The organism is Streptomyces flavovariabilis, assembly GCF_000725785.1.
Taxonomy (GTDB): Bacteria; Actinomycetota; Actinomycetes; order Streptomycetales; family Streptomycetaceae; genus Streptomyces; species Streptomyces hawaiiensis.
On record NZ_JNXD01000004.1, the window covers coordinates 63,686 to 77,872 of the forward strand.

Below are 14,187 nucleotides of genomic sequence, written 5' to 3' on the forward strand. Positions count from 1 at the left end.
GTTCAGTGGCTCGAACAGGGCCAGTGCTGCGGGGGTGGTGCCGTGTCGGCGCAGCACCACCCCCGCTTTTCGCGTCCGCGGAGACAGCAGACCGGATCAGGACACCGGCCGGGCCCGCTCCACCACCGACGCCAGGTCCAGCGTGTGCGGCAGCGTCCCGAACGCCGCGCCCCCGTCGCCGCCGAGCCGCCCCGCGCAGAACGCGTCGGCGACCTGCGGTGGCGCGAAACGGACCAGCAGCGAGCCCTGGAGCACCAGCGCGAGCCGCTCCGCCAGCCGCCGCGCCCGCCCTTCCACGCCCTCCAGATCGGCCAGTTCGGTCAGCAGGCCCTTGATGGCCCCGTCGAGGCGGTGGTCGGCGCCGCGCGCCTGCCCGACCTCCCGCAGATACGCGTCCAGCGCCCCCGGCTCCCGCTGCAACGCCCGCAGCACGTCCAGCGCCTGGACGTTGCCCGCGCCCTCCCAGACCGAGTTCAGCGGCGACTCGCGCACCAGCCGCGGCATCCCGGACTCCTCCACGTACCCGTTGCCGCCGAGGCACTCCGCCGCCTCCACCGCGACGGGCGGACACCGCTTGGTCACCCAGTACTTGGCCGCCGGCACCGCGATCCGCAGCAGCGCCCGCTCCTGCTCGCCGCCGTCGTCGTAGGCCGCCGCGAGCCGCAGCGCCAGCGTCGTCGCCGCCTCCGACTCCAGCGCCAGATCGGCGAGGACGTTACGCATGAGCGGCTTGTCGGCGAGCTTCCCGCCGAACGCCTCGCGGTACGTGCAGTGGTGCACCGCCTGCGCCACGGCCTGCCGCATCAGCCCGGCCGAACCGAGCACGCAGTCGAGCCGGGTCGCCGCGACCATCTCGATGATGGTGCGCACCCCGCGCCCCTCCTCACCGACCCGGCGCGCCCACGTCCCCTCGAACTCGACCTCGCCGGAGGCGTTCGACCGGTTGCCCAGCTTGTCCTTGAGCCGCTGGATCCGGAACACGTTGCGCGTGCCGTCCGCGAGCACCCGCGGCACCAGGAAGCAGGTCAGCCCGCCCGGAGCCTGCGCCAGCACCAGGAAACCGTCGGACATGGGCGCCGAGCAGAACCACTTGTGCCCGGTCAGCTCGTACGTCCCGTCCTCGGCCAGCGGCCGCGCCGACGTGGTGTTCGCCCGTACGTCGCTGCCGCCCTGCTTCTCCGTCATGCCCATCCCGAACAGGGCCCCGGCCTTCAGGTGCGCGGGCCGCAGCTCACGGTCGTAGACCATGGACGTCAGCCGCGGTTCCCACTCGGCGGCCAGGTCCGGGTCGGTGCGCAGGGCGGGCACCGCCGCGTGCGTCATCGACAGCGGGCAGCCGTTGCCGGCCTCGACCTGCGTCCACACCAGGAAGGCGGCGGCCCGGCGCAGATGCCCGGCCGGCCGGTCCCAGGCCGCCGTCAGACCGGCCGAGACGCCCTTGCCGAGCAGCCGGTGCCAGGAGGGGGGGAACTCGACCTCGTCCACGCGGTTGCCGTACCGGTCGTGCGTGAGCAGGCGCGGCGGGTTCTCGTTGGCCAGCCTCCCCCACTCCTGCACCTGGGCCGAGCCGGAGGTCCGGCCGAGTGCCGACAACTCGCCGAGGACCTCCTCGCGCAGGTCCGGATCGAGATGCCGGCCGACCGCGGCGGCCAGGGCCCGGTCGGCGGAGAAGACGTCGTAGCCGACCAGCGGCGGGACCTGGTTCGTCACGGTGTGCGTGCTGCCTGCCATGCTGCGAAAGTACCCCGCGGTAGCACCTTGGCACCCGGCGGACCCGGCCCGGCCCGCGAAGACCCGGCCTGTGGGTGAGTGGGGCCGGGCACGGCGGATACCGTTAGGGGGTGCAGCCAGCAAGCGAAACCCCCGACACACCCTCCGGGCGCCTCCACCGGGCGCGAGCCCTCTACCGGAACGTCTCCAAGCGCAAAACCGCCTGGCTGCTGGTCAAGGACACCGTCAACTCCTGCATCGAGTACCGCATCCTGGGCCTCGCGGCCGAGGCCGCGTTCTTCACCCTGCTGTCGGTGCCACCCCTGCTGCTCAGCATGATCGGACTGCTCGGCTACGTCGACGCCTGGACCGGCGCCGACACCATCCAGAGCCTGCAGACCAACCTCCTGGAGGCCGCCCGCACGGTGCTGTCCGACCGTGGCGTACGGGAGATCGCGGAGCCGATCCTGCACGACGTGACGAAGGGCGGCCGGCCCGACATCATCTCCATCGGCTTCCTGTTCGCCCTGTGGTCCGGCTCCCGCGCGGTGAACGTCTTCATCGACACCATCACCGTGATGTACGGCCTCGACGGCGTCCGGGGCATCGTCAAGACCCGCCTCATGGCCTTCCTGCTGTTCATCGTGGCCCTGCTGATCGGCTCGGTGGCCCTGCCGCTGATGGTGGCGGGCCCGGACGCGGTGGTGCGGATCGTGCCGTGGTCGACGACGGTCGTGCAGGTCCTGTACTGGCCGGTGGTGATCCTCCTGTCCATCGCCTTCCTGACGACGCTGTACCACGTGTCCGTCCCGGTCCGTTCCCCGTGGATCGAGGACGTGCCCGGCGCGCTGGTCGCCCTCGGCATGTGGGTGCTCGGCAGCTTCCTGCTGCGGATCTACCTCACCAGCACGGTCGAGGGCCCCACGATCTACGGCTCGCTCGCCGCGCCCGTCGCCGTGCTGCTGTGGATCGGTGTGTCCGCGTTCGCCGTCCTGGTCGGGGCCGCGGTCAACGCCGCCATCGACCGGGTCTGGCCGGCCGCCGCCACGGCCGCGGCCCGTGAGGCCAACGAGCGGCTGCGGCAGGCCCAGGTCGCCGAGTACGTCGCCCGCGCCACCGCCGCGGGCGAGGCCGACCCCGACATGCCCTCCGAGTTCCCGGAACGCTGGTCCCGCTTCCTGCCGCCGGAGGACGTGTCGGCCCGCCTGCGCACGCATGTGAAGAGCACCCACGTGAAGAGCACCCACGCGAAGAGCACCCAGGTCAACGGGGAGGGGCATCCGCCCGAGGACAAGTGACGGGCGCCGCTCTCAGGCCTTCCAGGTCCCGGCGGCGGCCTCCTCGCGCACGAAGTCGCCGAAGTCCCGGGGCGCGCGGCCCAGGACCTCCCGCACACCGTCCGAGAGATGCGCGTTGCGGCCGTCGAGGAGAGTGTCGAAGATCGCCGTCAGGCCCGCCGCCTCCTCCGGCGGCACACCGAAACCGACCAGCGCCTCTTCGTAGTCCCGCGTCGCGACGGCCCGGTACGTCAGGTGGCGCCCCGTCGCTCCGGCGATCTCCGCGACGGCCTCCCCGAAGGTCAGCAGCCGCGCCCCGGAGAGGGTGAGGGTCCGCCCCACGTACCGGTCGCCGGACGTCAGCGCGGTCACCACCACGTCCGCGATGTCCCGCACGTCGAGGAACGGCTCCCGCACCTCACCGGCCGGGAAGACCAGCTCACCGCTCTCCCGCAGCTCCGCCACCAGCGGCCCCTCGCTGAAGTTCTGCGCGAACCAGGCGGCCCGCACGACCGTCCAGTCCGCCCCCGAGGCGTGCAGCGCCTCCTCGGTGGGCAGGGCCTGGTCCTCGCCCCGCGCGGACAGCAGCACCAGCCGCCGCACCCCGAGCCCGACCGCCTCCCGGGCGAGCGCGCCGACCGCCTCCGCGACGCCCGGAGCGCCGACGTCCGAGGGGTGGGCGAGATAGGCCGCGCCGGCGCCGCGCAGGGTGTCCGCCCAGGTCGAGCCGTCCCACCAGTCGAAGCCCGTCGCCCGCGACGCCGCCCGCACCGTGAGCCCGGCCGCCTCGGCGGCCCGCGCCACCCGGCTCCCGGTACGCCCCGAGGCGCCCGTCACCACCACCGTCATGCCCTGCGTGTCCCGTGCCGCGTTCTCCGCCGTGTTCGTCATGTCGTCGAGTCAACTGCCGTACACCGCACGGAACCATCGCTGAACGGCTCATTCCCATACGACCGCGTCTACGCTGGCCCCATGGACGCTCTCGCGGGCTTGCTGGAGGGGCCCCGCGCGCGGGGCGCGTTCATGATCAGGGCGTGCTTCAACCCGCCGTGGGCGGTGCGCGTGGAGGACCGGGCCCCGCTCACCGTGATGCTCGTCGTCCGCGGCGAAGCCTGGATCCTGCCCGACCGGGGCGAGCGCACGCGCCTGAAGGCCGGGGACCTCGCCATCGCCCGCGGCCCGGACCCGTACACGTGCGCCGACGCCCCCGGCACGGCACCGCAGGCGGTGATCCTGCCGCACCAGGAGTGCCGCTACCCCGACGGGAGGACCCTCAACGGCTCCATGGACCTGGGCGTCCGCACCTGGGGCGACCGGCTCGACGGGGACACCGTGATGCTGATCGGCACCTATCCGACGCAGGGCGAGGTCAGCGGGCGGCTGCTGAACGCCCTGCCACCGCTGCTCAGCCTCACGTCCGACGTGTGGGCCTGCCCGCTCACGCCGTACATCACCGAGGAGATCGTCCGGGACGAGCCGGGGCAGGAGGTCGTCCTGGACCGGCTGCTGGACCTGCTGCTCATCGGAGTCCTGCGGGCCTGGTTCGCACGCCCCGAGGCGGAGGCACCGGCGTGGTACCGGGCCCTCGCCGACCCGGTCGTCGGCGGCGTCCTGCGCCTGCTCCAGGACGACCCGGCCCACCCCTGGACCGTCGCCGCGCTCGCCGCCAAGGCCGGCGTGTCCCGCGCCGCGCTGGCCCGCCGCTTCACCGGCCTGGTGGGCGAACCACCCATGACCTACCTGACCGGCTGGCGCCTCGCCCTCGCCGCCGACCGCCTGCGCGACTCCGCCGACACCCTCGACGCGGTGGCCCGCAGGGTGGGCTACGGCAGCGCGTTCGCCCTGTCGACGGCGTTCAAGCGGGTGTACGGGATGAGCCCGGCGGAGTACCGGGGGCGGGCGGCGTAGCGGCACCGGTCGTCGGGCCTGCCGTTGTGTCGCGAGTGCCGGGGTGGGGTGGCAGAGCCGCACCGGCCCCCGGGCCCGCCGTAGTGCCGTGCCGGGGTGGGTGGCGGGAGAGCCGCATCGCCCGCTCGGGCCTGCCGTTGTGTCGTACCGGGGGTGGGTGTCATGGACGGCACCGGCCCCGGGCTTGCCGTTGTGTCGCGGCGTAGCCTGGGCCATGTGTATGTGGAGCGGGCGTCGCGGCTGCCCGGGGCGGTCGTGTGGACCAACACCCCGTCCCGGCCCGGGGTGGGGCGGGTCCTGCCCGACGGGTGCATGGATCTGTTGTGGCACGACGGGCGCCTGATGGTCGCCGGGCCCGACACCCGCGCGTACCTCCCGGACGGTGTGACCGGCCCCTGGGCCGGAGTCCGCTTCTACCCGGGCACGGCCCCGGCGCTCCTGGGCGTGCCGGCGCACGAGCTGCGCGACCGGCGCGTCGCGCTCGCGGACCTGTGGCCGGCCTCGCGGGTGCGGCGCATGTCCGACCGTGTGAACGCGGCCCCCGACCCCGCGAGCGGCCTGGAAGAGCTGGCGCTGCGGCAGGCAGCCGGTGCCGAACCCCCCGACCCGCTGCTCCGGCAGGTCGTCAGTGCCCTCGGCGCGGGCCGCCCGGTCGCCGCCATCGCCGACGAACTCGGCTTCGGTGCCCGCCAGTTGCACCGCCGTTCGCTGTCCGCCTTCGGTTACGGACCCAAGACCCTGGCCCGCATCCTGCGGCTGCGCCGCGCCCTCGCACTGGCCCGGGCCGGTGTGCCCTTCGCGGAGACGGCAGCCCGGGCCGGTTACGCCGACCAGGCCCATCTGGCCCGTGACGTGAGGCAGTTGTCGGGTCTCCCGCTGGGGGAGCTACTCGGCCGCGGCGGCTAGCGGGGCGAACAGGTCCACCCCGTTGCCGTCCGGGTCGTGCACCACGGCGTACCGCTGCCCCCAGAAGGCGTCCCACGGCTTGAGCTCGCCGTGGCAGCCCGAGCCGACCAGCTCCTCGTACAGCGCGTCCACCTCCTCCGGCGCGTCGCACCGCAGGGCGAGCGAGGACCGGCCCCCGTCCGCGGGCGGCTGCCACCCGGGCAGGAAGGAACGGACCGTCTCCTCGGTGTCGAACAACAGCCGCAGTCCGCCGGCCAGTTCGGCCTCGGCGTGCGGCTGGTCCTCGGCACCGTCCGGGAAGGCGAACCCGAGCCGACGGTAGAACGCGACGGAGGCGGCCATGTCGGAGACGACCAGGCCGATGGCATCGAATCGTGCAGTCATGAAGCCACCGTAGGCAGGCCCACGACGCCCGGTCTTGAAGGAATCGGACTCCTCGGGGCGGCGGGCGCCGGATCGCAACTCACCGCCCCCGTGGCCGGGCTGGGACCGGGCTGTGCCGTGACCGGCCGTTATTCGTTTGACCGGAGCGCGGGTCAGCGCTGCACTGTGGCCCTGGCGCCACGAGTCGTGGTGCCGGTACTCCGAGGAGGCAGCGGCAGCGATGGAGATCCGTCCCACGACCGACGACGAGCTCGGCGTCTTCGTCGACACGATGCATGCCGCGTTCGGGCAGTTCCCGGAAACCCCGGTCGAGGGCGGCGGGCTCTGGTGGTCGGCGCTCGAAACGGACCGCTGCCTGCTCGCCCTGACGGCGGACGGGCGGCCCGTCGGCACCGCCGCCGCGTACTCCTTCGAGCTGACCCTGCCCGGTCAGACCCTCGTCCCCGTCTCCGGGGTGACCGCCGTCGGCGTCCTGCCCTCGCACCGGCGCCAGGGCGTGCTCAACGCGATGATGCGGCATCAGCTCGCCGGGCTGCGGGCCCGCGGAGAGGCCCTCTCGGTGCTGCTGTGCTCCGAGGCCTCGATCTACGGCAGGTTCGGCTACGGACCGGCAACCTACACGCAGCGGCTGACGGTGCCGCGCCACCGGGGCTCCCTCGCTCCGCCCCGGGCGCGCGAAGCGGCCGGCGCGGCGGCGCCCGGCCCGGACAACGGCTCGGTCGAGGTGCGGCGTCGTGCCGAGTGCGGCGAGATCCTGGAAGAGGTCTACGACCGGTACCGCCGCGCCCAGCCCGGCGCGCTGTCCCGGCCGCACCGCTGGTGGGCCCTGCGCGCGGGACAGCCCCCGATCTCGCCGGCGCCGCGCTACGTCGCCGTTCACCGGGACGCCGGCGGTGTCCCGGACGGGTACGCCAGCTACTCCATCGAGTCCGGCACCCTGACGGTCGACGAGACCATCGCCACCGACGCCGCCGCCTTCACGGCCCTGGCCCGGTTCGTGCTCGGCCACGACCTGGTCTCCCAAGTCGTGTTCCAGCACGTCCCGCCCGGGCACCCGCTGCGCTGGCAGTTCGCGGACTTCCGCGCCGGTGAGGTGGGCGGCGACATGGACTGGCTCTGGGTGCGCCTGCTGGACGTCCCGCGTGCGCTGACCGCGCGCGGCTGGTTCACGGACGGTGAACTCGTCCTCGACGTCGACGACCCGTTCCTCGGCGAGCACGGCCGGTACCTGCTGACCGTCCGGGACAGCAAGGCCGACTGCGTCCCGACGGACCGGGAGCCCGACCTGTCCCTGGACGTGCGCGACCTGGGCTCGGTCTACCTCGGCGGCACCGCCCCGAGCACGCTCGTACGTGCCGGACACATCCGGGCCCACCACCCGGGCGCTGCCGCCCTCGCCGACACCCTCTTCCGCGCCGACCGACCCCCGCACTGCCTGCACTGGTTCTGACCGCGCCCTCGCAGACCCCCACGAGTCCCGTCGGCGACGCGGACGGACTGCGGAGTGCGAGGCGCGCGTCAAGACCGGCAGTGCTTTCGAGAGCGTTTCCCCAGCCCCTCCTACGCGTGCGGCGCCGCCGTGCTGGACCGTTCCACGAGTCGCGTCGACAACTCGGTGCGTGTGCTCTCCGGATAGTGGCCGTCCATCAAGCGCAGCAGCGACCGCAGGGCCGTCGCGGCCATCTCGGACAGCGGCTGGCGGACGGTGGTCAGGGCGGGGGAGGCCCAGCGGGCCTCGGGCAGGTCGTCGAAGCCGACCACACTGATGTCGTCCGGGACCCTCAACGCCCGTTCGGCCAGGGCCTCGTAGACACCCAGCGCCATCCGGTCCGAGCAGACGAAGACGGCGGTCGGCGGCTCGGGCAGGTCGAGGAGTTCCAGCATGCGACGGTGGGCGGCACTCTCGTCGAAACCGGCGTGCCGGACGTACTCGGGGCGGTGCCGGACCCCGGCCGACGCGAGCGCCGAGCGGTACCCGGCGACCCGGGCGCTGCTGCACATCGTGCGCCGGTGCCCGGCGATGACGGCGACCCGCTCGTGGCCCAGGGACAGCAGATGTTCCGTGGCCGTCAGCCCGCCCTGCCAGTTCGACGCCCCCACCGAGACCACGCCCTCCGGCGGTTCCTGCACCGGGTCGATCATCACGAACGGGATGCGGTGCTGCTCCAGCCACGCGTACTGCGAGTCGCTGAGCTCTGCCAGGTTGAAGAGGACCCCGGAGGAGCCCCGGGCGACCAGCTTGTCCAGCCAGCCGCGTTCCGGGCGGCCGACCCGGGAGCGGATCAGCGCCGCCGAGACGACGACCTCCAGGCCCGCGTCGTGCGCGGCCTCCTCCACCCCGTGCAGCACCGCACCCGACCAGGAGCTCTCCAGTGAGTGCACGACCAGATCGACCAGCCGGGGTGCCTTCGCCGCGTCGAAGCGGGGTCTGCGCACGTATCCGAGCCGGTCGAGCGCCTCGGTCACGCGGCGGCGGGTCTCGGGTGCCACGTCCTCGCGGCCGTTGACCACCTTCGACGCGGTCGGCACCGACACCCCCGCCTCGCGCGCCACGACCGCCAGCGTCGGACCTGCCGCCACGCTCGCACTCGCCGTACGGACCATCGGGAACCCACCTCTCCGGCCCGCCCGAGGGCCGTGGAAAGTTTCGACCAGCGCTGCACACGGCGGTCACGGGGTCCGGCCGGGCAGAAAGCGCTTCCTACTGTAGGTGCGGCGCAGGACGGCGGGAAGAGAAGTGAATTCACAGTTCGTGCCGGGCAAAACTTTCGAAACGCGGAACAACACCCTCAGCCGGGTGTGCAGGTCAGCCGAAACCCGGTGAAGTCCGCCGTGAACGCCGCCTCCACGAGGTCCCGGGCGTGGATCCCCGCCATCGCCCCCGTGAACCGCAGCCGGGAGCCGTGGTCGTCGGACAGCCGGCCGAAGTCCAGCGCCGGCCCGACCGCCGTGCGCGTCCCGTCGCGTACGTACCAGAAGCGGGCCTCGGCCTCCTCGACCGTCACCCCCAGCGTGACCGGCCCGTCCTCCGGCACGTCGACGACAGCGACCTGCCGCACGCCGTGCTCGTCGCGTTCGACGAGACTGAGCACCGTACGGCCGTCCCCGGTGCTTCCCCACTGCTGTCCGCGCTGCGGCTCACCCTCCGGCTCCGCCCACGTCAGGTCCAGGGCGAGATACGCCTCGGGGTTGTACCAGAGCACCAGCCCGCCCGCCTGGGTGAAGGTGACCGGCCGTGCCTCCACGGTGACTTCGGCCTCCGCTCGGTGCTCGGTGACGCGCTGGGCCAGCAGCCCGGCCGCCCACCGGGACTCCGGCCCGTGCCGGCCGCGCAACCGGATCCACCCGGGCCGGGCCGTGGTGTCGGCCCAGGAAGGGTCCGGCGGCTCGCGCAGCGTGCTCCACGGCCAGGACAGATCCTCCGGCGCCGCGGCCGGTGGCAGAGGATGCGGCCGCGTGGGTACGTCGACCTCGGTCGCGGGATGCCAACCCCCCTGCCGCAACCGGGGCCAGCCCCCGGCGTCCCAGGTGACCGCCTGGACCGCTGTCTCCCGGCCGAGCGTGCAGCGGCGGCCCCGCGGGGTGTGCAGCGGACGGGCCGTCAGATGGCTGAGCAGCCACTGCCCGTCCGGCATCTCGACCAGCTCACCGTGCCCGGCCTTCTGCAACGGCACGTCCGGGTCGTCCCGGGTGGTCAGCAGGGGCTGTTCGTCGAGTTCGTACGGCCCTGTCAGCTCCTTGCCGCGGGCCACCCGCACCCCGTGCTCCCAGCCCGTGCCGCCCTCCGCGAGCACCAGGTAGTACCAGCCGTCGCGCCGCAGCAGCTTCGGCCCCTCGACCAGCCGGTCGTGCTGGAGCAGCAAGTGCGCGTCGCCGAGCGGTTCCAGCGTCTCGCGGTCCAGCTCCGTCATGACGATCCCGGCGAACCGGTCACCCCCCGGCCGGTGGTCGTTCTGCAGGTTCAGCAGCCACAGCCGGCCGTCCTCGTGGAACAGGGCCGGATCGAAGCCGTGGCTCGCGACCCGGCGCGGAGCGCTCCACTCGCCGCCGACGCGGGTCGCCGTCGAGATGTAGGTGTCGAGGTCGAAGTACGGCGTGCCGACCGAGCGCACGACGGTGTACGTCACCCAGAACCGTTCCCCGTCCCAGCTCAGCGACGGCGCCCAGACGCCGCCCGAGTCGGGCACACCGGCCAGCGAGTTCCCGGGAGCCGCCCCCTGGACGTGCCCCGCGTACTCCCAGTGGGACAGGTCCCGGGAGCGGTGGAGCGGGATCGTCGGGAACCACTCGAAGGAGCTGGTCGCCACGTAGTACCAGTCACCGACCCGGACCAGCGACGGGTCGGGGGCGAAGCCGCGGAGGACGGGGTTGTGCAGGACGGTCACGCGAGGGCTCCCGGAGCATCGGTCACCTGAGGGCCGCGGGGAGTCAGAGTCACCTGCGGCCCCCAGGAGTCAGGGGATACGGCGAAGGGGGATCACTTCAGGGCGCCGAGGGTCACGCCGGTGCGCCAGTAGCGGCGCATCGCGACCATCATGATCGCCATCGGGACGATGGACAGCAGCGCTCCGGTCAGCACCAGGCCCGTCAGGTCGATGCCGGACTCCAGGCGCGTGCCGGTCCAGTTGTAGAGGCCGAGGTTGAGCGTCCAGTTCTCCTTGCCGCGCAGCACCGTCAGCGGCAGGAAGAAGGCGTTCCAGGTGTTCACGAAGGCCAGCAGGAACACCGTGGCGCCGCCCGTCGTCATCATCCGCAGCACGATGCTGAGGAAGATCCGCAGCTCGCCGGCGCCGTCGATCCGGGCCGCCTCCAGCAGCTCGTAGGGGATCGTCGCCTCGGTGTACACCTTGGCCAGGTACACGCTGAACGGGTTGATCAGGCAGGGGATCAGCATCGCCCACGGCGTGTCCACCATGCCGATTGCGGAGAACAGCAGATACAGCGGCAGCGTCAGCAGCGCGATCGGGATCAGGAACGAGCCCACGACACACGCGAAGATCGCGTTACGCCCGGGGAAGTCGAAGCGGGCCAGTCCGTAACCGGTTGCGAGCGCGATCAGCGTGCCGCCGAGCGAGCCGACGCCCGCGTACAGGAACGAGTTGGCCGTCCACCGCAGGAAGATCCCGTCCTGGTACGTGAACACCTGATGCAGGTTGTCCCACAGGTGCCAGCCCGAGAACCACAGGCCGTTGCTCTGGTACAGCGCCGTACGGTCCTTGGTCGCCGCGACGATCAGCCACCACACCGGGAACAGGCTGTAGACGCCGGCCAGGGACAGCCCGACGAGAAGGAAGCGCTGCCCGCCCCGCCCGCGGGACGCCGGGTCCGGCCGGGACAGGCGCCGGACGCCGCGGACCTCGGGGCGCTCGGTGGTCTGCTCGGTCAGCGTCATCAGTCCGCCTCCTTCGAGGTGAGCCGGTAGAAGAGGAGGGAGGCGATGCCCAGGATCAGGGCGAGCAGCACCGACAGGGCGGCCGCGTAGTTGTAGTTGCCCGCGTTGAACGCCTGGTTGTAGATGATCATGATCGGGGTGAAGCTGTCGCTGACCGTCTGCGGGGTGATGTTCCGGAACAGCGCCGGCTCGTTGAAGATCTGCAGCATCTGGATGATCGACAGCAGACCCGTCAGGACCAGCGCCCCGCGCACGAACGGGATCTTGATGCTGCGCGCGATCCGCAGCTCGGAGGCACCGTCCAGCCGGGCCGCCTCGAACAGCTCGCGGGGCACGCCCTGCAGCGCCGAGTAGATGATCACCATGTTGTAGCCGATGCCGTGCCAGGTCAGCAGGTTGCCGATGGACGGCCACACCATCGACGGCGCGAAGAAGTTCCAGTCGAGACCGAGGCCCTTGCCGATCGCGGTGAGCGGGCCGACGTCCGGGCTGTACAGGTTGACCCACACGATCGCCGCGACCACGCCGGGAATCATGTACGGCACCAGCAGCACGATCCGGAACCTGCTCGCCACTCTGGACGTGAGCGCGTCCAGGAACAGCGCCAGCAACAGGCTGATCAGCAGCATCACCGGGATCTGGACACAGGCGAAGAGCACCACCCGCAGGATGGAGGTCATGAACGCCGAGTCCGACAGCCCCTGGGTGTAGTTGTCGAGCCCGACGAACTCCGTCGTCGCACCGCCGAGGCCCAGCCCGGACTGCTTCTCCGTGAACAGCGACTCGTGGACGGCGTAGCCGATCGGCAGCAGATACAGAAACACGAAGCCGAGCTGGAAGGGCACCGTGAACGCGGCACCCTTCCAGCGCATGGAGCGAATCATCGAATGCCTCAGCCCTTGACGCTGATACCGCGGGACTTCAGGTCCTCGACCGTCCACTCCTGCATGTGCGCGAGCAGGTCGGTGACCTTCTCCTGCTTGTTGACGACCTTGGCCCAGCCCGCCTGGAGCTCGGTGAACATCGCGGTCCAGTTGGGTCCGTAGGTCCAGTCGGTGGTGACGGTGCCCAGGCTGTCCGTGACGACCTTCTTCGCCGGGGCGTAGTTCTCACCGAGCAGCTTCTGCGAGATCGACTCACCGACGTAGGAGTCGCTGTCGGCCAGCGCGGGCATCACGCCGTTGCCGGTCTCCGGGCTCGCCATCGTCTTGACCGCGTCCTGGTTCGTCGACATCCACAGCGCCGCCCGGGCCGCCTGCTCCTGGTCCTCGCACTGCTTGGTCACCAGGGTCACGCTGCCGGTCAGGTTCGTACCGGCCGGCGTCCTGGCCGCCTCACCCTTGTACGCCGGCCAGGGGGCCAGGGCCCAGTCGCCGAAGGACTTGGTGAAGTTCTGCACCATGCCGGCCATCTGCCAGGTGGAGATCTGCCGGGTCGCGGTGGCGCCGGAGTCGTAGCTGCGCTGCACGGCCGCGTAGTCGGCGAAGGACAGCTTGGCGTTCAGGTCGTTGTCGATGATCTCCTGGATCACCTTCGCGGCCTTCAGGGTGCCCTCGTCCTGGAAGTCCACCTTCCAGGCGTTGCCGTCGATCGCGTACCAGTGCGCCCCGGCCTGCATCGCGAGCACCTCCAGGGTGCTCGGGTCCTCACCGGCGTAATTGGTGATCTTGATGTTGTGCTTCTTCAGGACCTTGCCCGCGGCGATGAAGTCGTCCCAGGTCGCCGGGGGCTCGAGCCCGTACTTCTTGAAGATGTCCGTGCGGTAGATCGTGAACTGGGGCGCCGAACTGGTGGGCACTCCGTAGAGCTTGCCCTGCACCTGCGCGCCGGCCCAGGCACCGGTGTTGAACTTGCTCTTCTCGCCCTCGACGTACTGCGTGATGTCGGCGAGCGCGTCCTGCGACACCCAGCTCGTCACGTACTCGGCGGTGTTCTGCACCAGACAGGGAGCGTTGCCGGCCTTGACCGCGTTGGTCAGCTGCTTCTGCATGGTCAGCTGGTCGGTGACCTTGGTGTACTTCAGCTGGACGTCCTTGTGCGCGGCGTTGAACGCCTTGACGACCGCCTCCTGGCCGTTGGCCCAGCCCCAGAAGGGGAGTGTGACCGGGCCGGACCTCGACGCGGCGTCGTCGTCCGAGCCGGATCCGCCGCAGGCGGAGAGCAGACCTGTCAGCGCGACACCCGCGACAGCGGCGGAGGCGAACCTTCTCCGGGGGCTCGTGAAGTTCATCTGACCGTGATCCTTCGGGATAGGGCGTTTCTCAGAACGAGAGGACGGCGGCGGCTCTGGGGTGCCGGCCAGGAACGGCGGCCGGAAGAACGTCGGCTCGCGGTTGCGGGGGGTTCGGCCAAGCAGAAGCTGTAGTAAGCGGTTGCTGGGACGGTAGGCGGATGTCTCCGCTCATAGCAAGAGGTGCGCGGTAATTTGTTACGGCGGGTGGTCCGGCGGGTTAGGGCTGGGTGTGCCGGAGGTCTCTCCGTCCTGCACCCCATGAGCACAGGTCAGGAGGTTGCCGGGATACGCCGCTCCGAGGTTCGGAGCGCATGGCGACAGGCCCTGGATCCGGCCGTAAAGGATCAGGAAAACGGTTACGTAACGCACTCTACTGC

Annotated in this window: 12 protein-coding genes; 4 read left to right on the plus strand and 8 right to left on the minus strand. The window is 71.7% G+C overall.

Annotated elements, in window-relative coordinates; translation table 11 throughout:
• Positions 1-96: 96 nt before the first annotated feature.
• On the minus strand, positions 97-1,731 hold the full coding sequence (locus tag IO24_RS0109535) for an acyl-CoA dehydrogenase family protein (protein WP_031133941.1): 1,635 nt from the start codon (positions 1,729-1,731) through the stop codon (positions 97-99).
• 110 nt (positions 1,732-1,841) lie between these two features.
• On the opposite strand from IO24_RS0109535, the gene IO24_RS0109540 reads away from it, so the two are divergent.
• Positions 1,842-3,008, plus strand: coding sequence for a YihY/virulence factor BrkB family protein (locus IO24_RS0109540; protein WP_031133943.1), 1,167 nt, complete (start codon positions 1,842-1,844; stop codon positions 3,006-3,008).
• Positions 3,009-3,020: 12 nt separating this feature from the next.
• On the opposite strand, the gene IO24_RS0109545 is transcribed toward IO24_RS0109540, so the two are convergent.
• Positions 3,021-3,878, minus strand: coding sequence for a Rossmann-fold NAD(P)-binding domain-containing protein (locus tag IO24_RS0109545; RefSeq protein WP_031133945.1), 858 nt, complete (start codon positions 3,876-3,878; stop codon positions 3,021-3,023).
• A gap of 81 nt (positions 3,879-3,959) precedes the next feature.
• Between IO24_RS0109545 and IO24_RS0109550 the strand changes: the two genes are divergently transcribed.
• Positions 3,960-4,895 carry an AraC family transcriptional regulator gene (locus IO24_RS0109550; RefSeq protein ID WP_031133947.1) on the plus strand — a complete coding sequence of 312 codons (936 nt, stop codon included), beginning with the start codon at positions 3,960-3,962 and terminating at the stop codon, positions 4,893-4,895.
• A gap of 216 nt (positions 4,896-5,111) precedes the next feature.
• Positions 5,112-5,801 carry a helix-turn-helix domain-containing protein gene (locus IO24_RS0109555; protein ID WP_031133949.1) on the plus strand — a complete coding sequence of 230 codons (690 nt, stop codon included), beginning with the start codon at positions 5,112-5,114 and terminating at the stop codon, positions 5,799-5,801.
• Here IO24_RS0109555 and IO24_RS0109560 read toward each other — a convergent pair.
• Complete coding sequence (locus IO24_RS0109560) at positions 5,781-6,185, minus strand: VOC family protein (protein WP_031133951.1); 405 nt, start codon at positions 6,183-6,185, stop codon at positions 5,781-5,783. The genes IO24_RS0109555 and IO24_RS0109560 overlap by 21 nt on opposite strands.
• A 220-nt stretch (positions 6,186-6,405) precedes the next feature.
• Between IO24_RS0109560 and IO24_RS0109565 the strand changes: the two genes are divergently transcribed.
• Positions 6,406-7,635: a GNAT family N-acetyltransferase gene (locus IO24_RS0109565; RefSeq protein WP_031133953.1), complete on the plus strand. Its 1,230-nt coding sequence runs from the start codon at positions 6,406-6,408 to the stop codon at positions 7,633-7,635.
• 110 nt (positions 7,636-7,745) lie between these two features.
• Here IO24_RS0109565 and IO24_RS0109570 read toward each other — a convergent pair whose 3' ends face one another.
• From IO24_RS0109570 to IO24_RS0109590, 5 genes are all read right to left on the minus strand, one after another.
• Positions 7,746-8,789: a LacI family DNA-binding transcriptional regulator gene (locus IO24_RS0109570; RefSeq protein WP_031133955.1), complete on the minus strand. Its 1,044-nt coding sequence runs from the start codon at positions 8,787-8,789 to the stop codon at positions 7,746-7,748.
• A gap of 185 nt (positions 8,790-8,974) precedes the next feature.
• Positions 8,975-10,570 carry a glycoside hydrolase family 43 protein gene (locus IO24_RS0109575; protein WP_031133956.1) on the minus strand — a complete coding sequence of 532 codons (1,596 nt, stop codon included), beginning with the start codon at positions 10,568-10,570 and terminating at the stop codon, positions 8,975-8,977.
• A 92-nt stretch (positions 10,571-10,662) separates the two neighbouring features.
• Positions 10,663-11,577 (minus strand): carbohydrate ABC transporter permease, encoded by a 915-nt coding sequence (locus IO24_RS0109580; RefSeq protein WP_031133957.1) that lies wholly within the window; start codon positions 11,575-11,577, stop codon positions 10,663-10,665.
• Entirely contained in the window at positions 11,577-12,461 is an 885-nt protein-coding gene (locus IO24_RS0109585) for a carbohydrate ABC transporter permease (RefSeq protein ID WP_031133959.1), read from the minus strand. Before IO24_RS0109585 ends, IO24_RS0109580 begins: the two co-directional genes overlap by 1 nt.
• 8 nt (positions 12,462-12,469) lie before the next feature.
• A complete protein-coding gene (locus IO24_RS0109590; RefSeq protein WP_031133961.1) occupies positions 12,470-13,807 on the minus strand; it encodes an ABC transporter substrate-binding protein in 1,338 nt (445 codons plus the stop codon).
• Between the last annotated feature and the right edge of the window lie 380 nt (positions 13,808-14,187).

Bases quoted from the DNA above. Each gene is read 5' to 3' on its own strand.
- IO24_RS0109535 (WP_031133941.1), bottom strand. From the start codon at position 1,731: ATGGCAGGCAGCACGCACACCGTGACGAACCAGGTCCCGCCGCTGGTC.
- IO24_RS0109545 (WP_031133945.1), bottom strand. From the start codon at position 3,878: ATGACGAACACGGCGGAGAACGCGGCACGGGACACGCAGGGCATGACG.
- IO24_RS0109550 (WP_031133947.1), top strand. From the start codon at position 3,960: ATGGACGCTCTCGCGGGCTTGCTGGAGGGGCCCCGCGCGCGGGGCGCG.
- IO24_RS0109560 (WP_031133951.1), bottom strand. From the start codon at position 6,185: ATGACTGCACGATTCGATGCCATCGGCCTGGTCGTCTCCGACATGGCC.
- IO24_RS0109565 (WP_031133953.1), top strand. From the start codon at position 6,406: ATGGAGATCCGTCCCACGACCGACGACGAGCTCGGCGTCTTCGTCGAC.
- IO24_RS0109570 (WP_031133955.1), bottom strand. From the start codon at position 8,789: ATGGTCCGTACGGCGAGTGCGAGCGTGGCGGCAGGTCCGACGCTGGCG.
- IO24_RS0109580 (WP_031133957.1), bottom strand. From the start codon at position 11,577: ATGACGCTGACCGAGCAGACCACCGAGCGCCCCGAGGTCCGCGGCGTC.
- IO24_RS0109585 (WP_031133959.1), bottom strand. From the start codon at position 12,461: ATGATTCGCTCCATGCGCTGGAAGGGTGCCGCGTTCACGGTGCCCTTC.
- IO24_RS0109590 (WP_031133961.1), bottom strand. From the start codon at position 13,807: ATGAACTTCACGAGCCCCCGGAGAAGGTTCGCCTCCGCCGCTGTCGCG.